Consider the following 20,210-nt stretch of genomic DNA (forward strand, 5'->3'; position numbering starts at 1 on the left):
CCCGGCAGCCGGTGTGCGACATGGGCGAGGGGAGACCGGCGCAAGCCGGCGTCACCCGGAACCTGCCTCGGCGGGAACCGGAGCGGGCCGTGAGGCCCAAACCCACCCGGCGGTGTTCGTGGTTGACCGCCATCACCGGCCGTTGCAGCCGTGCACGCCGGCACGAGCACGCAAGCTGCTCGCGGGCGGGCGTGCCGTGGTCCACCGGCACACCCCGTTCGTGATCCGGCTCAAAGACCGCGAGCTCGCCTCCTCGCAGGTGGACGGGGTTGAGGTCGGGATCGATCCGGGGTCGAAGTTCACCGGCATCGCGGTCTTCCGCACAGAGAACGCGGATGACGACATGGTCCGGACCGGCTTGTTCGGAATTGAGGTTCGCCATCGGGGTGGGCAGATCCGGGACAGGTTGGCCGCCCGCGCCGCTCTACGGCGTGGCCGTCGGTCGCGGAACCTGCGCTACCGGTCATCCCGATACGCCAATCGGCGTAGGCCGCAAGGGTGGTTGGCGCCATCGTTGCGGCACCGGGTCGACAACACCATGTCCTGGGTTCAGCGGCTTTGCCACTGGGCACCCGTGACCCGGCTGCATGTGGAGCGGGTCGCGTTCGACACCCAACTCCTGCAGAACCCCGACATCTCCGGCGTCGAGTACCAGCACGGCACCCTGCACGGCTACGAAGTCCGCGAGTACCTCCTCGCGAAGCACGGACGCAAATGCGCCTACTGCGGGGCAGTCGGAGTGCCGCTGAACATCGACCACATCGTGCCCCGCTCACGCGGCGGCTCCGACCGGGTATCGAACCTGACCTTGGCCTGCATCCCCTGCAACCAGGCCAAGGCCGCCATCCCCATCGGCACCTTCCTCGCGGACCAGCCCGCCGTGCTGGCCCGGATCCGACGACAACAGAAACTGCCACTCCGGGATGCCGCAGCGGTCTCGACGACTCGGTGGGCGTTGTGGCACGCCCTTGTGGCCACTGGCCTGCCAGTGCAGGTCGCCACCGGCGGGCGCACCAAATGGAATCGACACCGCACCGGCGCTCCGAAGAGCCACACCCTCGACGCCCTCCACGTCGGCGTACTCACCACCGTGTGGTCCTGTCCGAAGCAGGTGCTCGTGGCCACCGCCACCGGGCGCGGCAGCTATGCCCGCACCCGTGCCGACCAACACGGCTTCCCCCGACTACGACTACCCCGAACCAAAACCATACGCGGCTTCCAAACCGGCGACCTGGTACGCGCTGTCGTACCCACCGGCAAGAACACCGGCCGACATGAGGGCCGAGTCGCTGTCCGAACCACCGGCCGTTTCAACATTCGCACCCGCCACACACTCGTACAGAGCGTGCACCACCGACACGTCCACCTGCTGCAACGCGCAGACGGATGGGCCTACACACGAGAGGAGGAACGGCGCTTCCACCCGGCCCCCAACGACCGGGTGTCCACGCCGCATACCTGATGACCGTCACCATCCAGCCCACCGGGATCTCCCCCGCCGACGTGCTCGCCGTGGCCCGCGGCACCGCCAAGGTCGTCCTCGGCCCGGCAGCCGTAGACGCCATGACGGCCAGCCGGTCCATCGTGGACGGCATCGAGGCGGCCGGCCGGCCCGTCTACGGCGTCTCCACCGGCTTCGGGGCGCTCGCCAACACCTTCGTGGCTCCGGAGCGGCGGGCCGAGCTGCAGCACGCGCTGATCCGCTCGCACGCCGCCGGGGTGGGCGCGCCGATGCCCCGCGAAGTGGTCCGGGCCATGATGCTGCTGCGGGTACGCTCGCTCGCCCTCGGCCGCTCCGGGGTCCGGCCGCTGGTCGCCGAGGCCCTGGTGGACCTGCTCAACCACGAGGTCACCCCGTGGGTGCCCGAGCACGGATCGCTCGGCGCCTCCGGCGACCTGGCCCCGCTGGCGCACTGCGCGCTGGTGCTGCTCGGGGAGGGCTGGGTGCTCGGCCCGGGCGGGGAGCGGATCCCCGGCGGCGAGGCGCTGCGCCGGGTCGGCTTGGCGCCGATCGAGCTGGCCGCCAAGGAGGGGCTGGCGCTGATCAACGGCACCGACGGCATGCTCGGCATGCTGCTGCTGGCCATCCACGACGCCCGGCACCTGTTCGCGATGGCCGACGTCACCGCCGCCCTCGCGATCGAGGCGATGCTCGGCTCGGAGCGGCCGTTCCTGCCCGAGCTGCACGCCATCCGGCCGCACCCGGGCCAGGCGGAGTCGGCGGCGAACATCCACAAGCTGCTGCAGCACTCGGCGGTGATGGACTCGCACCGGGACGACCTGGCGCACGCCGTGCAGGACGCGTACTCCATGCGGTGCGCCCCGCAGGTCGCCGGCGCGGCCCGGGACACCCTGGACTTCGCCGCCACCGTCGCCGGGCGGGAGCTGCTGTCCGTGGTGGACAACCCGGTGGTGCTGCCGGACGGGCGGGTCGAGTCGACCGGCAACTTCCACGGCGCGCCGCTCGGCTTCGCCGCCGACTACCTGGCCATCGCCGCCGCCGAGGTGGGCGCGATCGCTGAGCGGCGGGTCGACCGGCTGCTCGACGTCACCCGCTCCCGGGATCTGCCCGCGTTCCTCTCCCCCGACGCCGGGGTCAACTCCGGGCTGATGATCGCCCAGTACACGGCGGCCGGGATCGTCGCCGAGAACCGGCGGCTGGCCGCGCCCGCGTCGGTGGACTCGCTGCCCACCAGCGGCATGCAGGAGGACCACGTCTCGATGGGCTGGGCGGCGGCCAAGAAGCTGCGTACCGTGCTGGACAACCTGACCAGCCTGCTCGCGGTGGAGCTGCTGGCCGCTGTCCGCGGGCTCCAGCTCCGCGCCCCGCTGACGCCGTCGCCGGCGGGCCGGGCGGCGCTGGCCGCGCTGCGCGACGTGGTGGGCGAGCCCGGGCCGGACGTGTTCCTCGCCCCGGTCATGGAGGCCGCCCGCGACGTGGTGCGCGGTCCGGAGCTGCGCGCGGCGATCGAACGGGAGGTCGGACCGCTCGGCTGACCGGATTCGGGCCGCCGGCTGACGTCGATGCCCGGGTGGCTGTCGGTCGCCGCTGCTACCGTTCCGCGCCGTGACCGACGACGAGGCCGTGGTGACGGCTGACATCCCGGGCCGTGCCGGCGCCCCGGACGACGACGGGCTGGCACTCGACGACGAGATACGGGCCTTCGTCCGCCGCCAGGTGGCGCTGGCCGAGCTGCCGGCGGCGGCGATCGTCGCCGAGACGGTGGAGTGCCTGGACGGCGAGGCCGACCGGGTCCGGATCGACGAGCTGGCCTGGCCGGTGGTGGCCGAGGAACTGACCGCGCACCTGACCGCGCAGCAGAGCTGGCCGGCGAGGACCGACAGCGACCGGCTGGCCGCCGCGTTCCGGGCGCTGTCCGCCGCCGGCATCGGCGCGGGAGAGCTTCGCCTGCTGCCAGAACTGTGGTCTCGGCGAGATCGGCGCCGAGGTGCCGCGTGAGGTCATCCCGCGCGGATACGCCTTCTACCACCAGCAGGACGCAGAGCGGGCGGTGGACGGGTCACCGGTGTTCCTCGCGTACGGGCTCTTCGAGCAGCCGCCGTCGGTGGAGATCGGCGAGGAGGTGGCGGCGGCGCTGCGGGCCGAAGGGCTGACCGTGCGGTGGAACGGCGACACCGGCAGCCGGATCCAGGTGCCGATGGTGTGGCGGCGTCGACGGGTGGGTCGCCTCGCCGCCGTGCCGCCCACCCTGGATGACGACGTCGACGTCGAGGTGGGGCTGCTCAGCGCCTGGACGGGGGTGCATGCCCCGCGCGACGGGGTGCAGTCCGCGGCGCGGCTGAGCGCTCTGCACCTGCCGTGGCTGCCCGCGGACGCCCGGCTGCGCCTGTCCACCGAGTCGCTGACCGTCACTGTCCGCCGTGCGGGCGACGCGCTGGTCGGCGAGTATGCCGATCCGGACCGCCGCCCTGCCACCGTCGGTCGGTACGAGGGTCTGGCGCTGCTGGGCGGACCGCCGGCCACCGTCCCCTCGCCCGCCGACTACGTCGATGCCACCTACGAACACTCGACCGGGCGCGGCAACGCGGTGGCACTGGAGGCCGCGGAGGCCATCGCGATCGCCCATCGCCTGCAACCGCACACCCGCGACTTCCTCTCCTGCCTCGGCCGCTCTGGCGGTGTGGTGCAGATGGGCTGGGAGGCGGACCGGCTCTGGCTGGAGACGCCGCACCCGGAGACGGCCACCGTGACCGGCCGGCACGTCAGCCTCGCCGAGGCGGCCCGCATGATCACGGTCCTGGCGACGGAGGACCGGGTCGCCGTCGACGAGCTGGGCGACACGGTGACCAAACCCTGGTGACCGGTGGCCGGGTTGGTGCCCCCGGTTTCAGGGCTGCGGGAGCACCTTGGCGGCCAGCTTGGCCAGCTCGCGCAGCGCCTTGCCGCGGTGGCTGACCGCGTCCTTCTCCTCCGGGGTCAGCTCCGCGTTGGTCCGCTCCTGGCCGTCGCCGAGGAAGATCGGGTCGTACCCGAAGCCGCCGTCGCCGCGCGGGGCGCGTAGCAGCCGGCCGGCCTGGCGGCCGTCGACCAGGTGTTCCTTGCCGCTGGGCAGCACCAGCGCGACGGTGCAGACGAAGGAGGCGCCCCGGTGCTCGTCGGGCAGGTCGGCGATCTGGTCCAGCACGAGCTGCAGGTTGGCCTGGTCGTCGCCGTGCCGGCCGGCCCAGCGGGCGCTGAACACGCCCGGCATGCCGTTGAGCGCGTCCACGGCGAGCCCGGAGTCGTCGGCGATGGTCGGTAGCCCGGTACGCCGGCAGCCCTCCCGGGCCTTGATCAGCGCGTTCTCGCCGAAGGTCAGGCCGGTTTCCGGCAGCTCCGGGTATTCCTCCACGTCGTCCAGGCCGAGCAGGGCGATGCGGTGCGCACCGAGCGCACCGTCGAGGATGCGCTGGAGCTCGACCAGCTTCTTCCGGTTCCGGGTGGCGAGCAGGACCTTGTTCATCGGTGATCACCTTCGTTCGCGACTGCGGGGCTCGCAACGCTCCGCGCGTTCACTGGAGCGCCTTCCGCTGCGCCTCGGCCAGATCCAGGCAGCCCACCATGCCCAGGTCGAGCAGGGCGTCGAGCTGCTCACGGGCGAAGACGCCGGCCTCGCCCGTCCCCTGCACCTCGACGAAGTCGCCGGTCCCGGTGCAGACCACGTTCATGTCGACCTCGGCGGCCACGTCCTCCTCGTAGCAGAGGTCCAGGCGCGGCTCGCCGGCGATGATGCCGACGCTGACCGCGGCCACCGAGCGGTGCATCACCTTCTCCACCTTGCCGGTCAGGGCCTTGCGCTCGGCCAGCCAGGTCACCGCGTCGTGCAGCGCCACGTACGCGCCGGTGATCGCCGCGGTCCGGGTGCCGCCGTCGGCCTGGAGCACGTCGCAGTCGAGCACGATCGAGTTCTCGCCGAGCGCCTTCAGGTCGACGCAGGCCCGCAGGCTGCGGCCGATCAGCCGGGAGATCTCGTGGGTCCGCCCGCCGATCTTCCCCCGCACGCTCTCCCGGTCGGAGCGGGTGTTGGTGGCGCGGGGCAGCATCGCGTACTCGGCGGTGACCCAGCCGAGCCCGGAGCCCTTGCGCCAGCGGGGCACCCCCTCGGTCACGCTGGCCGTGCAGAGCACCCGGGTCGCGCCGAACTCGACGAGGACGGAGCCCTCGGGGTGGGTGCTCCAGCCCCGGGTCAGGGTCACCGGTCGGAGTTGGTCGGGCCGCCGCCCGTCAGGTCGCGCCATGCCTGCACCTTATGCGGTGCCGTGATCGAAGCGTTCCGGGGTGTGCCCGAACGGACGGCGCGGCGCGGGTCAGGGCGTGCCGGGAGCCGCCGGGGCGGAGTCGGCCGGCGCGACGCCGTGGGCGCGGAGGAAGCCGGCGACCGCGGCGGGCCAGCCGAACTCCTCGGCCCGGCGGCGGGCGGCCGACCGCCGCGCCGCCTCCGGGCGCTCCAGCAGCCGGACGACCGCGTCGGCGATCGCCGACGGGGTGCCGTGGGCGGCGAGCCCGCCCGGCCCGATCACCTCCGGCAGCGCGCTGGCCGCGTTGGCCACCACCGGGGTGCCGCTGGCCAGCGCCTCCAGCCCGGCCAGGCCGAAGGTCTCCACCGGGCCGGGCGCGAGCACCACGTCGGCGGTGGCCAGCAGCGCGGCGAGCGCGGTCCGGTCGGGCAGGAAACCGGCGAAGTGCACCGGCAGGCCGGCCGCGCGCCGGGCCAGCGCGGGCCGCAGCGGCCCGTCGCCGACCATTACCAGCACCGCGGGTATGCCGGCGCGGCGCAACCGGGCGAGGGCGGCCACCGCCAGCTCTGGGCGCTTCTCCACCGACAGCCGGGCGCAGTGCACCAGCAGCACCTCGGTGTGGTCGGCGTACCGCTCGCGCAGCACGGGGTCGGCGCGGCCCGGGTGGAACGTGGTCAGGTCGACCCCGAGCGGCACCAGGTCCACCGGCCGCCCGGCGAGCCGGTCGAACTCCTCCGCCGCCCACCGGGTGGTGCAGACGACCCGGTCGTAGTGGCGCAGGGTCTCCCGGTTGAGCCGGTCGGCGACCCGCCGGGCCGCGCCGCGCGACAGCCGCCACTGCCCGAGCAGCCCGGTCAGGCTCTCGTGCGAGACCATCACCGACGGCACGCCGTGCGCCCGGGCCCACCGGCCGGTCCAGCGCAGGGTGCTGCGGTCGGAGACCTCCAGCCGGTCGGGCGCCAGGTCGGCGAGCACTCCGGCCAGCCGGCGCCGGTCGGCCAGCAGCCGGTACCCGCCGCTGCCCGGCAGCACCGGCCCTGGCAGCGTGACCACCCGACCCCACGGCTGGCGGGTGTCGCCGTACCGCTCGCCGGGGATCACCAGCACCGGTTCGTGGCCGGCGGCCAGGTAGCCCGCGCCGAGGTGCCGCAGGGCGGTACGCAGCCCGCCGGAGCGGCCGGTGACGAAGTTGGCCAGCCGGACGATACGTACGCCGCTCACCTGGGAGCCCGCAGGCCGGCGAGCGGCGTGCCGGCGACGGCGGCCTGGTAGTGCCCGAGCAGTTCGTCCCCGACAGCGCTCCAGCTGCGGCGGCTGACCGCCGTCCGCGCGGCGGCGCCATAGCGGGCGCGGCGGTCGGGATCGGTGGCCAGCTCGGCGACGGCAGCGGCGAGCGCGTCGCCGTCGTCGGGCGGGACCAGCAGCCCGGTCACGCCGGATTCGACCAGGTCGACCGGGCCGCCGCTGGCCGGCGCCACCACAGGCACCCCGCTGGCGGCGGCCTCCTGCAGTGTCTGCCCGAACGTCTCGTGCGGACCGGTGTGGACGAAGACGTCGAGGCTGGCGTAGAGGCGGGCCAGCGCCTCCCCGTGCTGCACGCCGAGGAAGCGCACCCCGGGCAGGGCGCGTGCGAGCTGCCGGCGGACCGGGCCGTCACCGGCCACCACGACCCGTACGCCGGGCAGCCGGGCGGTCGCCGCGAGCAGTTCCACCCGCTTCTCCGGGGCGAGGCGGCCGACGTAGCCGACGAGGAGTTCACCGCCGGGCGCCAGGGCCCGGCGTAGCGGGTCGCTGCGCCGGGTCGGGTGGAACAGTTCAGCGTCCACGCCCCGCCGCCAGAGCCAGATCCGCTGGATCCCGTTGGCGATCAGGTCGGCGGCGGCGCGGGTGGAGGGCGCGAGGTTGCGCTGGGCGCAGTTGTGGATCTCGCGGAGCCGGCGCCAGGCCGCGGCCTCACCCCAGCCCACCCGGTACGCGCGGGCGTAGGAGGCGACGTCGGTCTGGTAGACCGCGACGACGGGCAGGTCGTGCCGGACGGCCAGGGTCGCCCCCGCCGCGCCGAGGACGAACGGGCTGGCGAGGTGGACCACGTCCGGCCGGTGGCCGAGCAGCGCGGCGGCCAGGCCGGCGGTTGGCACGCCGAGTCGGAAGCCCTGGTAGCGCGGCAGCGGCAGGCTGGGGATCCGCACCACGGGCCAGGGGTGCCGTTCGGCGGGCCGGTGCCGGCCGCGGGCCGGTGCCGGCGCGATGACCAGCGGCTCGTGTCCCCGTGCCACGAGGTGCTCGGCGGTCCGGACGACGGAGTGCGCCACGCCGTTCACGTCCGGCGGGAACGACTCGGTCACGATGGCGATCCGCATGGCCCGAGGGTGCGGGCCGGACGGGTGCGTCAGGCGACCAGCCGCTGACGGATCGGCGAACAGTACGGCAACGCGGCGCGCCGCCGCCGTGGTCAGACCTCGTAGCAGGCGCCGGGGCGCACCACGTCCAGCGGCCCGGCGTACGCCCCCGACGCCGACTCGACGGTGTGCGCCTCGCTGCCCCAGGCGGCCACCAGGTGGGTGAGCAGCAGCCGGCCCACCCCCGCCTTGGTCGCCGCCTCGCCCGCCTCCCGGCCGGTCAGGTGCAGGTCCGGCGGGTTCTCCACGCCGTCGAGGTAACTGGCCTCGCAGAGGAAGAGGTCGGCGCCCTGGGCGAGGCGCAGCAGCGCGTCGCAGGGCGCGGTGTCCGACGAGTAGCAGAACACCCGGTCGTCGTGCTCCAGCCGCACCCCGTACGTCTCGATCGGGTGGTTCATCCGGTCGACCGTGACGGTGAACGGGCCGATCGGGAAGGTGCCGGGCTGGAGCCCGTAGAACTGGTACACGTCCTCGACCGTGCTGTCCTCCTGCCCGTAGGCGGTGGCGATCCGGTCCGGCGCGCCGGAGGGGGCGTAGACCGGCATCGGTGGGTACGGGCCGTCCGGGGCGTACCGGCGGACCACCACGTAGGACACCGCGTCGAGCATGTGGTCGCAGTGCAGGTGGGTGAGGAGGATGGCGTCGGGGGCGTGCAGCCCGACGTAGCGCTGGAGGGTGGAGAGCGCCCCGGAGCCGAAGTCGATCAGGAGGCGGAAGCCTTCCGCCTCCACCAGGTAGGCGGAGCAGGGGGACTCGGGGCCGGGGAAGCTGCCCGCACAGCCGAGGACGGTCAGTCGCATCCAGTCGCCCCGATGTCACGCTTCGTAGTCGACACGTCGGCAGTCACCCCGCCGATGATCACAACCGACGCGTACGCCACGCTGCGCAGCCTACGCGTCGGTCCGGGCGGGCAAGAATGATCCAACGGAAGTTGTCATCAACGTGACACCCGTACACGTCCGGTGACGGCACGGCGCGGTCGAGCCGGCCGGCCGGCGCCGCCGACCGACCCGAACCGCGGACCGTCAGGCCCAGAGTTGCCCCTCGAGGGCGTCCTCGGCATCCGCCAGGGTGCCCCCGTACGCCCCGGTCGACAGGTACTTCCAGCCGCCGTCGGCGACCACGAACGCGACGTCGGCCGGACGCCCCGCCTGGACCGCCTCGTGCGCCACCGCCAGGGCGGCGTGCAGGATCGCGCCGGTGGAGAAGCCGGCGAAGATCCCCTCCACCTCGACGAGCTGCCGGGTACGCAGCACCGCGTCCCGGGTGCCCACCGAGAACCGCCGGGAGAGCACCCCCGCGTCGTAGAGCTCGGGGACGTACCCCTCATCGATGTTGCGCAGGCCGTAGACCAGCTCGCCGTAGCGGGGCTCCGCCGCGACGATCTGGATGCCCTCGACCTTCTCCCGCAGGTAGCGCCCGGTGCCCATCAGGGTGCCGGTGGTGCCCAGGCCGGCCACGAAGTGGGTGATCGTGGGCAGGTCGTGCAGCAGTTCCGGCCCGGTCGTCTCGTAGTGCGCCCGGGCGTTCGCCTCGTTGCCGTACTGATAGAGCATCACCCAGTCGGGGTGCTCGACGGCGATCTGCTTGGCGGTGGCGACGGCCTGGTTCGAGCCGCCGGCGGCCGGCGAGAAGATGATCTCCGCGCCATACATCCGGAGCAGCTGGACCCGCTCGGTGGAGACGTTCTCCGGCATCACGCAGACCAGCCGGTAGCCGCGCAGCTTGGCCACCATGGCCAGCGAGATCCCGGTGTTGCCGCTGGTCGGCTCCAGGACGGTGTCACCCGGACGGAGCTGGCCCGCCTCCTCAGCGGCGCGGACCATGAACAGGGCCGCCCGGTCCTTGATGCTGCCGGTCGGGTTCCGGTCCTCCAACTTGGCCCAGAGCCGCACCGGCGGCGCCCCGTCGGGCACCGCCGGCGAGAGCCGGGGCAACCCGACCAGGGGCGTACCGCCGCAGGCGTCGAGCAGGCTGTCGTACCGCGCCATGCCGACCGCCGTCAGCGGACGGCAGCGCGGTGACCGGCGAGCGCGGCAGCAGCGGCGAAGCCGAACGCGCCGCCGGCCACGGCCGGCAGGATGGTGACGCTGTCACCGTCGCTGAGCTTGGCATCGAGCGCGCCGAGGAAACGGACGTCCTCGTCGTTGACGTAGACGTTGACGAACCGGTGCAGCGCGCCGGCGTCGGTGACCAGCCGGGCCTTCAGGCCGGCGTGCCGGGAGTCCAGGTCGGTGAGCAGGTCGGCGAGCGTGTCGCCGGCGCCCTCGACGACCTTCGCGCCGCCGGTGTAGCTGCGCAGGATGGTGGGGATGCGAACCTCGATGGCCATGATGTCTCGTGCTCCTTGAACGGGTCGTGCCAGGTGACGGGAGAAAGGAAGAGGTGCCGGTGCTGGAAGGTCAGCGGCCGGAACACTCGTAGTCGACCGTCGCCGGGCTCTGCCCGAACATGTAGGACTGGACGGCGTGCGGGTCCACGGCGGCATCCACGATCCGGACCGGCTCCTCGGTCACCACGCCGTCGACGATGCGGAAGGAGCGGATCTCTTCCGTGTCGGGTTCGCGGGTCGAGACGAGCAGGTAGTGCGCTCCCGGCTCACCGGCGAAGGAGATGTCCGTGCGGGACGGGTAGGCCTCCGTCGCGGTGTGCGAGTGGTAGATGACGACCGGCTCCTCGTCGCGGTCGTCCATCTCCCGCCACACCCGCAACTGCTCCATCGAGTCGAACTCGTAGAAGGTCATGGAGCGGGCGGAGTTCTCCATCGGGATGTGCCGGGTCGGGGTGTCGCTGCCGGCGGGACCGGCGACGACGCCGCACGCCTCGTCCGGGTGGTCCCGACGCGCGTGGGCCACGATCGCGTCGATGATCGACCGGTCGATGCTCAGCACGCCGACCAGCCTAGCGCCTGGTCGTGCGGGGCGGCGAGGTGGTGGCCGTCACGAATCAGTCGATCAGGGCGTTGAGCAGGGATTCCTGCAGATACCCCAGGTACGCGTAGACCGACAGTTGGAACACCCGGGAGGAGGTCGGGTCCTCGGCGACCGCGTCGTCGAGCTCCTCCCCGAGGTCGGTGCCGTCCTTGATCTCCAGCCGGACCCCCATCGCCAGCCGGGCGTCGTTGAGCGCCCGCAGCCACGCCTCGGCCGCCTCCGCGTCGAGGCGTACCTCGCCGCCGGCCTCGCCGTCGGGCAGCGCGGCGAGGATCGCGCCGGCCTGGTCGATCTTGGCGGTCTTGAGGTCGCCCTCGGTGTAGCGGCGGAACTCCGCGGTGCCCGCCGCGTCCTCCGGGTAGACCGCGGGGAAGAGCCGGCCGACCACCGGGTCGCCGTGGTCGAAGCCGTCGGTGAGCAGGCCGACCACCTCGGAGGCGACCTTGCGCAGCACCCGGGCCTCGTCCACCGCGAAGGTGGCCACGTAGCGGTCGCCCTGGCGACGGAACATGCTCACGCCATCGCCTCCCCGCGGTCGGCGCCGGCGTACGGCGTCGTCGTGCCGCGCCTGATGGTTCGCTCGCTCACGACCGGTCCACCGTCGCCCAGAGGCCGTACGCGTGCAGCTGCGACGCGTCGTGCTCCATCCGCTCCCGGGCGCCGCTGGAGACGACCGCCTTGCCCTTGTGGTGCACGTCCAGCATGAGCTGCTCGGCCTTCTCCCGGCTGTATCCGAAGAGCTTCTGGAACACCCAGGTCACGTACGTCATGAGGTTGACCGGATCGTCCCAGACGATGGTCACCCAGGGCCGGTCGGAAGCCGGCACCTCGTCAGTGTCCGGCGTCTCGACCGGCGCAACCTGTGGAGCCGCCATGCCCCCCATCGTGCCACCGGATCCGGGAAACCGATGAACCGGAACGCCACCCTGGTCCGGATCACCCGCCCGGGCCGCGTACGGCGACCCGGACGGCCGGTTGGCGACCCCGACCTCAGGCGAGCAGGATGCCGTGGTCGACAGCATCGGTGAGCACCGCGCCCAGCGAGAGCCGGATCACCTCGAAGCGACGGGACACCTCGCGGGACAGTTCCAGCTCGACCTCGCGCAGCACCCGCTGCGCCCAGGAGCGGGCGCCGTTCGGGTCGTCGTTGTCGGGGGCGCGCCAGTGCTGCCAGCAGCCACCGGAGAGCGCCACCCCGAAGGGTGGCAGCACCTCGTCGCGCTGCGCGCCGGGGAACCCGGCCAGGGCGTCCATGGCCCCGGTGCCGCTGAGGCCGGCCACCCCGGCCGTGCTGGTCACCAGCAACACCCGGTCCAGGTCCCCGCTCGCCGGCTGGTCGGCGAGACCCCACCGGACGGCGTGGGTGATCCGGCGCCGGACCCCCTCGGCCAGCGGCGCGCCGAACACCCGGGCCGCCAGGTCGTCGACGATGCCACGGACCGCCTCGTCGCACTGGGCGGTGGCGAGCAGCGACAGCGCCTCCATCTCCCGGTCGAGGAGCTGCGGCAGGCCCGCGCAGCCGACCCCGAAGACGACCTCCTGGACCACCCGGAGGTGGATGTTGGCCAGTTCCAGGGCGAGGTGTTGGCGGATCCGCTGGGCGCAGGAGCGGGCCTGGCGGTCGAGGCGTTCGGTGAGGTCGCCCGGGTCGAGCCCGGGCAGGACGGCCACCCGCTGGTGCGCGCCGGGCGGCTCGGGCGGGTGGGCGCTGGCCCGTCGCAGTCCCTCGTCGGCCGCCCAACCCACCAGGGCGCGGCGCAGGTCCGAGTGGTCCTCCTGCCGCACCGGGTACCAGCGGGCCGGGGCGAGGCCGGGCACCGCGGACAGCAGGGCGGCCCGGTGCGCCGCCAGGGTGACCTCCACCGGGTCGACCCGGCGGCCGGCGGACCGGGGCGCGGGTGGCCCGGTGCGGCCTGCCGACGGGACGGAGGCCTCCGGGCCCTCCGGCATCGTCGGGCCGTCCGCCGGGGCCGCCCAGCCGGCCGCCCCGGGGGTGACCGCGAAGAACACCTCGACCCGGGCCCGGGCCACCTCGGTGAGCAGGTGCAACTCGGCGGCGGTGAACGCCTGGTCGGCGGAGATCACGAAGAGCAGGGCGCCGGCCCGGCCGACCGCGTCGAGCAGCACCCGGTCACCGGCGACGCCGAGGGAGCCGGTGTCCGGCGTGTCGAGCACCGCGAAATGGCGCAGCAGCGGGTCGGGCAGGCTGAGCTCCACCCGGCGGGGCGGCCGGGCCAGCGCCGGGCCGGCCGCGAGCGGATCCGCGCCGTACGAGTGCGGCTGGCGGTAGCCCGGCACGTACGCGGCGCGGGTCGGCACCTTGGCGTGGTTGACGAGCAGGTAACTGCCGGCGGGCACGGCCAGCATGCCGGGCGCCTGCTCGAGCAGGCCGGCGAGCAGCTCACGCCGCCCGGCGCCGGCCGGACCCGCGACGACGACGGCCAGCGGCTCCTCCGGGCCGGGCTCGGTCACCCCGAGGCGGGTGGGCAGCGGGGTGGCTCGGCCGGCGCACTCGGATCGGGCACGTCGACCGAGGGCAGCGGGCGCTGCTTCATCAGGTGGCCTCCCAACCAGGCGGCCGGTTGTGGTCCGGTCGCGTGGGAAATCCGGGGGTGACTCTCGGTGCCGGAAGCCTACTTCTGTCGCAAGTCCGACAGCGAACACTCCCGATACTCAGGGCTAATCGGCCGGTTACTCAACTTCCCTGCGTGACGCTGCGGGTGCGCGGGGATTAGCGTCGATATGCTGCTCGGATGAGTCGGTGGGACTTCGTCGGCCGGACGGATGAACTCAACCGTCTGTTGTCCACGGTGGGCGGCCCCGAGGGGCGCGGGTTGTTCTTCAGCGGCAGCGCCGGGGTCGGCAAGAGCCGTCTGCTGCGCGAAGGGGTGGCCGCCCTCCCCACCGACCGGTACGCGGTCTGGTCCGTCTCGGCCAGCGCCACCACGGCCGCGCTGCCCTTCGGCGGGCTGGTGCAGGTCCTCCCGGCCGAGCAGCCGCAGGGGCTCTCCCCCGCCGGCATCCTCCGCTGGGCCGTGGACATGCTCCAGCAGCAGGCCGCCGGCCGGCCCATCGTGCTCGCGATCGACGACGCGCACCTGCTCGACCCGCCCTCGGCCGCGCTGGTCCACCTGCTCGCCCGGGTCGAGAACGCGACCGTGATCGGCACCCTGCGCAATGGCGAGCAGATCCCACTGCCGATCCGCGCCCTGTGGACCGACGACCTGGTCGACCTGGTCGAGCTGGGTCCGCTCGGCCCGACCGAGACCACCGGTCTGCTCGCCGCGATCCTGGACGGCCCGGTCGACGCCAAGTCGTCCGAGCGGCTGTTCCAGCTCTCCGCCGGCAACCCACTGCTGCTGCGCGAGCTGGTGCTGGCCGCCTCCGGGGGCGGCGAGCTGCGCCGGACGTACGGGATCTGGAAGTGGACCGGCCGGCTGGAGCTGGCCCCCAACCTCACCGACCTGATCGACATCCGGATCGGCCAGCTCACCCCTGGCGTACGGTCGGTGGTCGAGCTGGTCGCGTTCGGCGAGCCGCTCGGCCTGCAGCTGCTCGAGAAGGCGGTCGACCCGACCGACGTGGAGGTCGCCGAGGAGCGCGGCCTGATCACCATGGTCCACGACGACCGCCGGTTGAACGTCCGGCTCGCCCACCCCCTCTACGGCGAGGTGATGCGGCGGCAGTGCCCGGTCAGCCGGACCCGCCGGCTCCAGGCCACCCTGGCCGGGCTGCTCGAGCAGGTCGGCAAGCGCCGCCGGGACGACCTGCTCCGGGTGGCGGTGTGGCGCCTCGACTCGGGCACCGCGCAGGACCCGGCGCTGCTGCTCGACGCCGCCGCCCAGGCCTTCGGCCGGTACGACGTGCCGCTGGCGACCCGGCTGGCCCGGGCCGCGCTGGACGCCGACGGCGGTTTCGACGCCGCCGAACTGCTCGCCACCATCCTCATGTTCGGCGACCGGCCGGACGAGGCCATCCAGGTGCTCGACTCCGTCGCCGGGGAGATCGGCTCCGACCGGCGCCGCAGCCGCTGGCTGACGGTCCGCGGCATGGTCAGCTACTGGGGGCTCAGCCGCGAGTCCACGGTGGAGGAGATCGCCGCACGCGGCGACGAGCTGACCGACTCGGCCGACCAGACCCGGGTCCGCGCCTTCGAGGCGATCATGCGGCTGCACCGGCTGGACACCGACCGGGCGCTGCGGCTCGCCCAGGCCGTGCTGGACCGCCCGGCCGCCCCCATCGCGGCCCGGGAGCTGGCCCGCTGCACGATCGCCCACCTGCAGGCCGCGCAGGGGCAGTACCTGCGCAGCGCCGCCGCCATCGCCCGGGTTCAGACGGAGGCGGCGCGCTGGCGGGGCGACATGCCCTACCTCCAGCTCGCCATGGAGCTGGCCCGGGGCACCCGGCTGGCGCTCTCCGGCGACCTGGCCGGCATCGACGCGATCGTGGCCGACGAGTTCGCCGACCAGGCCGGCGCGGGCGACTTCCGGCTCGGCACCGGCTACCTGGCCATCCTCCAGGCGTACGCGGCGCGGCTGCGCGGGCGCGGCGACGAGGCGCTCAAGACCAGCCTCGGCGCCTGCGCGGTGCTCGCCACCAGCCGGGTGTACGCCGGGCTGGCGCACGCCGAACGCGCCCAGGCGGCGGCGCTGCGCGGCGACGCGACGCACGCGGCCGAGGCGATGGCCGAGGCGGACCGGACCCACGCCCCGGGCATGGCGGTGCTGTACCCGTGGCTGGAGCAGGCCCGGGCCGCGGTCCACGCCGCCAGCGGTGACCTGCCGACGGCCGGCAAGCACCTGTGCGCGCTGGCCGACCGGCTCCGCGAGGACATGCTCGCCGGCCACGAGCTGCTGGTCCTGCTCGACCTGGTCCGGCTGGACCAGGCCGCCGCCCCCGTCGGGCCGATGTGCACCGACGGTGGCCGGCGCACGGTGGCCCAGCGCCTGGCCGAGCTCTCCGAGCGGATCGACGGGGTGCTGCCGCCGCTGGTCGCCCGGTACGCCCGCGCCGCGGTCGAGGGCTCCCCCACCGAACTGCTGGCCGTCGCGGACGGCTTCGCCGCCCGGGACCTGACCGTGTACGCCGCGGAGGCGGCCGCGATGGCCCTGCACCGGCTCGGCCGCAGCCGGACCGGCGCGACCGCCCCGGCCAGGGAGCGGCTCGCCGGCCTGCTCCGCCGCTGCGACGAGATCTCCACCCCCGCCCTGCGGCGGCTGCGCCCCGCGCTCACCGACCGCGAGTGGGAGGTCGCGCGGCTCGCGGCGGAGGGGGTCACCAGCCGCGCCATCGCCGAACAGCTCTACCTGTCCACCCGCACGGTGGAGAACCACCTCCAGCGGGTCTACAGCAAGCTCGGGGTGACCGGCCGGGCCGAGCTGCGGGCCGCACTGTGGTCGATGCCGGGGCACGACGGCGGGGATCCGACCTGAACTCTTAGGGTGGAGCGGTGAGCACCCTTCGCCCCGCGCTGCTGACCGACCACTACGAGCTGACCATGGTCAGCGCCGCGCTCCGCGACGGCACGGCCGACCGCCGCTGCGTCTTCGAGGTGTTCACCCGGCGGCTGCCGGCGGGCCGCCGCTACGGGGTGGTCGCCGGGACCGGACGGCTGATGGAGCTGATCCGGGACTTCCGGTTCGACGCCGAGGAGATCGAGTTCCTCCGCCGCAGCCGGGTGGTGGACGACCGGGCCGCCGAGTGGCTGACCAACTACCGCTTCACCGGTGACGTCGACGGCTACGCCGAGGGCGACCTCTTCTTCCCCAGCTCCCCGATCCTCACCGTCTCCGGCGGCTTCGCCGAGTGCGTGGTGCTGGAGACGCTGGTGCTGTCGGTGCTCAACCACGACTGCGCGGTCGCCGCGGCGGCCGCCCGGATGGTCACCGCCGCCCGCGGCCGGACCCTGATCGAGATGGGCTCCCGGCGGGCGCACGAGGGGGCGGCGGTGGCCGCGGCGCGGGCCGCGTACCTGGCCGGGTTCCGGTTCACCTCCAACCTCGCCGCCGGCCACCGCTACGGCATCCCCACCGCGGGCACCGCCGCGCACGCCTTCACCCTGCTGCACGACGACGAGCGGGCGGCGTTCGCCTCGCAGGTCGCCACGCTGGGCAAGGACACCACGCTGCTGGTCGACACGTACGACATCAGCGAGGGCATCCGCAACGCCATCGCGGTGGCCGGACCCGAGCTACGGGCCGTCCGGATCGACTCGGGCGACCTCGCGGTGATCGCCCAGCAGTCCCGGGAGCTGCTCGACTCGCTCGGCGCCACCGAGACGAAGATCATCGTCAGCGGCGACCTCGACGAGTACGCCATCGCCGCGCTCGCGGCCGAGCCGGTCGACATGTACGGGGCCGGCACCGCCGTGGTGACCGGCTCCGGCGCGCCGACCGCCGGCCTGGTCTACAAGCTGGTCGAGGTCGAGGGCCGCCCGGTGGTCAAGCGCTCCGAGCGCAAGGCCACCATCGGCGGCCGGAAGGTGGCGGTACGCCGGCACAAGCCGACCGGCACCGCCACCGAGGAGATCATCGTGCCGCAGGGGGTGCCGGACCGGCAGCCGAACGACCGACTGCTCCAGCACTCGTTCATCGTCGGCGGGGAGCCGATCGCGCTGCCCACCCTCGACGAGTCGCGGGAGCATCTGCGGCAGTGCCTGATCTCCATCCCGTGGGAGGGCCTGAAGCTCTCCGGCGGCGACCCGGCCATCCCGGTGACCGTCGTACCCGCGACCTGAGGAGGACGTCGGCGTGAGCAACGCGTTGATCATCGTGGACGTGCAGAACGACTTCTGCGAGGGCGGCTCCCTGGCGGTGGCCGGCGGGGCGGGGGTGGCGGCCGGCATCTCCCGGCTGCTCGCCGCCGAGCCGGACCGCTGGGACCACGTGGTGGCGACGAAGGACTACCACGTCGACCCGGGCCCGCACTTCGGCGATCCACCGAACTATGTCGAGTCCTGGCCCCGGCACTGCGTGGTCGGCACCCCCGGGTCGGAGTTCCACCCCGACCTGGAGACCGGGCGGGTGGAGGCGATCTTCCACAAGGGCGAGTACGCGGCCGCGTACTCGGGGTTCGAGGGGCACGCCGAGGACGGCGAGTGCCTGGCCGACTGGCTGCGGCGGCACGACGTCGACCGGGTCGACGTGGTGGGCATCGCGACCGACCACTGCGTGCGGGCGACCGCCCTGGACGCCGCCCGGGAGGGGTTCCGGACCACCGTGCTGCTGGACCTCACCGCCGCCGTCGCACCCGAGACGCTGGACGTGGCGCTGCGGGCCATGGACGGGGCCGGGGTCACCATGGTCGGCGCGCCTGTGATCAGGGCCGCTTGACCAGGTAATCGGTTGCCGACTGTCGTACCCCCCGTCGAGGATGTGCGCCGGAGGTACGGACCGTCGTGAACTTGAAGCCTTACCGGGAGGCGCTCGCCCTGCCCGGTCTCCGGTCGCTGCTGCTGGTGTCGGTGCTCGCCCGCATCCCGCTCACCGCGACCGGGGTGACGCTCACCTTCCACGTCGTGCTCGACCTCGGCCGGGGGTACGGCGCCGCGGGCCTGGTCGGCGCCGCGTCGACCGTCGGCGCCGCGCTCGGCTCCCCGCTGCTCGGGCGGCTGGTCGACCGGCGCGGGCTACGCCCGGTGCTCCTGCTGACCACCATCGCCGAGGGCGTCTTCTGGGCCAGCGCCCCTGAGCTGTCGTACCCGGTGCTGCTGCCGGCCGCGTTCCTGGCCGGGCTGTTCGCCCTGCCGGTCTTCTCGGTGGTCCGCCAGTCGGTCGCCGCGCTGGTGCCGGCCGAGCGGCGCCGCCCGGCGTACGCGCTGGACTCGATGTCGGTGGAGCTGTCGTTCATGGTCGGCCCGGCGCTGGCCGTGGCCCTGGCGACCGCCGTCTCCCCGCGGCTCACCATGTGGGCGGTGGGCGTCGGCATCGTCGCCTCCGGGATCGGGTTCTGGCTCCTCGACCCGCCGACCCGCAGCGCCGACGAGCCGGCCGGCCCGCACCGGAAGGTGCCCCGCCGCGAGTGGCTGACGCCCCGGCTGCTCGCCGTGCTGGCGGTGAGCCTGGCCACCACCCTGGTGCTCGGCGGCACCGACGTCGCCGTGGTCGCCGTGCTCCGGGCCGGCGGCGAGGTCGGGTGGACCGGCGCGGTCCTGGCCATGTGGGCGGTGGCGTCGCTGGTGGGCGGCTTCGCGTACGGGGCGGTCACCCGCTCCATCTCGCCGCTGGCCCTGATGGCGGCGCTCAGCCTCACCAGCATCCCGGTCGGGTTGGGCGGGTCGCACTGGTGGCTGCTCTGCCTGGCGCTCATCCCGGCCGGGGCGCTCTGCGCGCCCACCCTCGCCTCGACCGCCGACGCGGCCAGCCGGCTCGCCCCAGCCGGCGTACGCGGTGAGGTGATGGGCCTGCACGGCTCCGCGGTCACCGTCGGCATCGCGCTCGGCGCGCCGCTCGCCGGCGCGGTGATCGACGCTTCGGCGCCGCCGTGGGGCTTCGCGGTCACCGGGGCGATCGGCGTGCTGGTCGCCCTGGCGGTGCTTCCGATCGAGCTGCGTCACCGCCGCCAGGCCACCGCCGAACCGGCCACCCCGGAACTGGCCCCCGCCACCCTCTGATCCTCCGCCGCCTCCCCGCCCGGCGCCCTGGCACCGGCGGGGAGCCTTCCCGGGCCGACCGGCCCTCGTCGCGCCTACGAACCTGATGACGTGAACGGATCACCGGGGACTGTCTGCCTGGGCTCGCAGGATCGCTGACGAAACGGCGTCGCAGAATGCTTGACGCGGAGGTCATGACCGATCCTTGCTGGTCCTGCTACCGGTGATGATCGGACCGCTTACCCAGGTGCTGCGACCGGCGGCGAAGTCATCTCATGGGGGGATCCTGGCTATGGGCTTGGCTGACGACCTCGCGGAGTGGGTGGACGTTGACTACGCCCAGTTCTATCTGGGGCGGGCGATAGGCCTGTTCGCGGACAGATCGTTCCTGCAGGCAAAGGGTGTCTTCTGGACTGAGAACCCGCTCGGCGACGCGTTGTATCAGATGCTTCGCGCTCTGGTGATGGCCGGTGTCCTGGAGTGCCGCGACGAGCCGGAGCTCCAGTTTCGATGGAAACCTGGCGGCCCGTGATGGGCCCCGCGCCGGGC

The 20,210-nt window shown here is 73.9% G+C and carries 18 protein-coding genes and 1 pseudogene; 8 read left to right on the forward strand and 11 right to left on the reverse strand.

Annotation, left to right across the window (positions count from 1 at the left end; translation table 11 throughout):
• Positions 1-112 precede the first annotated feature (112 nt).
• From iscB to ACY34I_RS19485, 3 genes and pseudogenes are all read left to right on the forward strand, one after another.
• On the forward strand, positions 113-1,462 hold the full coding sequence (iscB, locus tag ACY34I_RS19475) for an RNA-guided endonuclease IscB (RefSeq protein ID WP_462756399.1): 1,350 nt from the start codon (positions 113-115) through the stop codon (positions 1,460-1,462).
• Complete coding sequence (gene hutH, locus ACY34I_RS19480) at positions 1,459-2,997, forward strand: histidine ammonia-lyase (RefSeq protein WP_462756474.1); 1,539 nt, start codon at positions 1,459-1,461, stop codon at positions 2,995-2,997. Before iscB ends, hutH begins: the two co-directional genes overlap by 4 nt.
• Before the next feature lie 181 nt (positions 2,998-3,178).
• Positions 3,179-4,322: pseudogene (locus ACY34I_RS19485) on the forward strand (DUF6891 domain-containing protein).
• Positions 4,323-4,349: 27 nt separating this feature from the next.
• Here the strand turns inward: ACY34I_RS19485 and rdgB are convergent.
• The 11 genes from rdgB to ACY34I_RS19540 form a co-directional block, all read right to left on the reverse strand.
• Positions 4,350-4,964 (reverse strand): RdgB/HAM1 family non-canonical purine NTP pyrophosphatase, encoded by a 615-nt coding sequence (rdgB, locus tag ACY34I_RS19490; protein WP_462756400.1) that lies wholly within the window; start codon positions 4,962-4,964, stop codon positions 4,350-4,352.
• 49 nt (positions 4,965-5,013) lie between these two features.
• The gene (rph, locus tag ACY34I_RS19495; protein WP_462756401.1) at positions 5,014-5,739 is read right to left on the reverse strand and encodes a ribonuclease PH; all 726 of its coding nucleotides are present in this window, start codon (positions 5,737-5,739) and stop codon (positions 5,014-5,016) included.
• 69 nt (positions 5,740-5,808) lie between these two features.
• Complete coding sequence (locus tag ACY34I_RS19500) at positions 5,809-6,960, reverse strand: glycosyltransferase (protein ID WP_462756402.1); 1,152 nt, start codon at positions 6,958-6,960, stop codon at positions 5,809-5,811.
• On the reverse strand, positions 6,957-8,099 hold the full coding sequence (locus tag ACY34I_RS19505; protein WP_462756403.1) for a glycosyltransferase family 4 protein: 1,143 nt from the start codon (positions 8,097-8,099) through the stop codon (positions 6,957-6,959). The genes ACY34I_RS19500 and ACY34I_RS19505 overlap by 4 nt, the downstream gene beginning before the upstream one ends.
• Positions 8,100-8,191: 92 nt before the next feature.
• Positions 8,192-8,938 carry an MBL fold metallo-hydrolase gene (locus tag ACY34I_RS19510; protein WP_462756404.1) on the reverse strand — a complete coding sequence of 249 codons (747 nt, stop codon included), beginning with the start codon at positions 8,936-8,938 and terminating at the stop codon, positions 8,192-8,194.
• Positions 8,939-9,163: 225 nt separating this feature from the next.
• Positions 9,164-10,129 carry a PLP-dependent cysteine synthase family protein gene (locus ACY34I_RS19515; protein ID WP_462756405.1) on the reverse strand — a complete coding sequence of 322 codons (966 nt, stop codon included), beginning with the start codon at positions 10,127-10,129 and terminating at the stop codon, positions 9,164-9,166.
• An 11-nt stretch (positions 10,130-10,140) separates the two neighbouring features.
• Positions 10,141-10,470, reverse strand: a complete 330-nt coding sequence (locus ACY34I_RS19520; RefSeq protein ID WP_462756406.1) for a MoaD family protein — start codon at positions 10,468-10,470, stop codon at positions 10,141-10,143.
• 70 nt (positions 10,471-10,540) lie between these two features.
• Positions 10,541-11,029: a M67 family metallopeptidase gene (locus tag ACY34I_RS19525; RefSeq protein ID WP_148796148.1), complete on the reverse strand. Its 489-nt coding sequence runs from the start codon at positions 11,027-11,029 to the stop codon at positions 10,541-10,543.
• 55 nt (positions 11,030-11,084) lie between these two features.
• Complete coding sequence (locus tag ACY34I_RS19530) at positions 11,085-11,582, reverse strand: DUF2017 domain-containing protein (RefSeq protein ID WP_462756475.1); 498 nt, start codon at positions 11,580-11,582, stop codon at positions 11,085-11,087.
• A gap of 73 nt (positions 11,583-11,655) precedes the next feature.
• Positions 11,656-11,946 (reverse strand): ATP-dependent Clp protease adapter ClpS, encoded by a 291-nt coding sequence (gene clpS, locus ACY34I_RS19535; protein ID WP_111242404.1) that lies wholly within the window; start codon positions 11,944-11,946, stop codon positions 11,656-11,658.
• 115 nt (positions 11,947-12,061) lie between these two features.
• Positions 12,062-13,543, reverse strand: coding sequence for a P-loop NTPase family protein (locus tag ACY34I_RS19540; protein WP_462756407.1), 1,482 nt, complete (start codon positions 13,541-13,543; stop codon positions 12,062-12,064).
• Positions 13,544-13,824: 281 nt separating this feature from the next.
• Here ACY34I_RS19540 and ACY34I_RS19545 point away from each other — a divergent pair, with 281 nt between their 5' ends.
• From ACY34I_RS19545 to ACY34I_RS19565, 5 genes are all read left to right on the forward strand, one after another.
• A complete protein-coding gene (locus ACY34I_RS19545) occupies positions 13,825-16,503 on the forward strand; it encodes a LuxR C-terminal-related transcriptional regulator (RefSeq protein ID WP_462756408.1) in 2,679 nt (892 codons plus the stop codon).
• A gap of 17 nt (positions 16,504-16,520) precedes the next feature.
• A complete protein-coding gene (locus ACY34I_RS19550) occupies positions 16,521-17,807 on the forward strand; it encodes a nicotinate phosphoribosyltransferase (protein WP_462756410.1) in 1,287 nt (428 codons plus the stop codon).
• 13 nt (positions 17,808-17,820) lie between these two features.
• Positions 17,821-18,402, forward strand: a complete 582-nt coding sequence (locus ACY34I_RS19555; protein ID WP_462756411.1) for an isochorismatase family protein — start codon at positions 17,821-17,823, stop codon at positions 18,400-18,402.
• A 65-nt stretch (positions 18,403-18,467) separates the two neighbouring features.
• A complete protein-coding gene (locus ACY34I_RS19560) occupies positions 18,468-19,682 on the forward strand; it encodes an MFS transporter (protein WP_462756412.1) in 1,215 nt (404 codons plus the stop codon).
• A 277-nt stretch (positions 19,683-19,959) separates the two neighbouring features.
• Positions 19,960-20,193, forward strand: coding sequence for a hypothetical protein (locus tag ACY34I_RS19565; protein ID WP_462756413.1), 234 nt, complete (start codon positions 19,960-19,962; stop codon positions 20,191-20,193).
• Positions 20,194-20,210 lie beyond the last annotated feature (17 nt).

Source organism: Micromonospora sp. RTBAU3-60 (genome assembly GCF_054963695.1).

Bases quoted from the DNA above. Each gene is read 5' to 3' on its own strand.
- rdgB (WP_462756400.1), bottom strand. From the start codon at position 4,964: ATGAACAAGGTCCTGCTCGCCACCCGGAACCGGAAGAAGCTGGTCGAG.
- rph (WP_462756401.1), bottom strand. From the start codon at position 5,739: ATGGCGCGACCTGACGGGCGGCGGCCCGACCAACTCCGACCGGTGACC.
- ACY34I_RS19505 (WP_462756403.1), bottom strand. From the start codon at position 8,099: ATGCGGATCGCCATCGTGACCGAGTCGTTCCCGCCGGACGTGAACGGC.
- ACY34I_RS19510 (WP_462756404.1), bottom strand. From the start codon at position 8,938: ATGCGACTGACCGTCCTCGGCTGTGCGGGCAGCTTCCCCGGCCCCGAG.
- ACY34I_RS19515 (WP_462756405.1), bottom strand. From the start codon at position 10,129: ATGGCGCGGTACGACAGCCTGCTCGACGCCTGCGGCGGTACGCCCCTG.
- ACY34I_RS19520 (WP_462756406.1), bottom strand. From the start codon at position 10,470: ATGGCCATCGAGGTTCGCATCCCCACCATCCTGCGCAGCTACACCGGC.
- ACY34I_RS19530 (WP_462756475.1), bottom strand. From the start codon at position 11,582: ATGTTCCGTCGCCAGGGCGACCGCTACGTGGCCACCTTCGCGGTGGAC.
- clpS (WP_111242404.1), bottom strand. From the start codon at position 11,946: ATGGCGGCTCCACAGGTTGCGCCGGTCGAGACGCCGGACACTGACGAG.
- ACY34I_RS19545 (WP_462756408.1), top strand. From the start codon at position 13,825: ATGAGTCGGTGGGACTTCGTCGGCCGGACGGATGAACTCAACCGTCTG.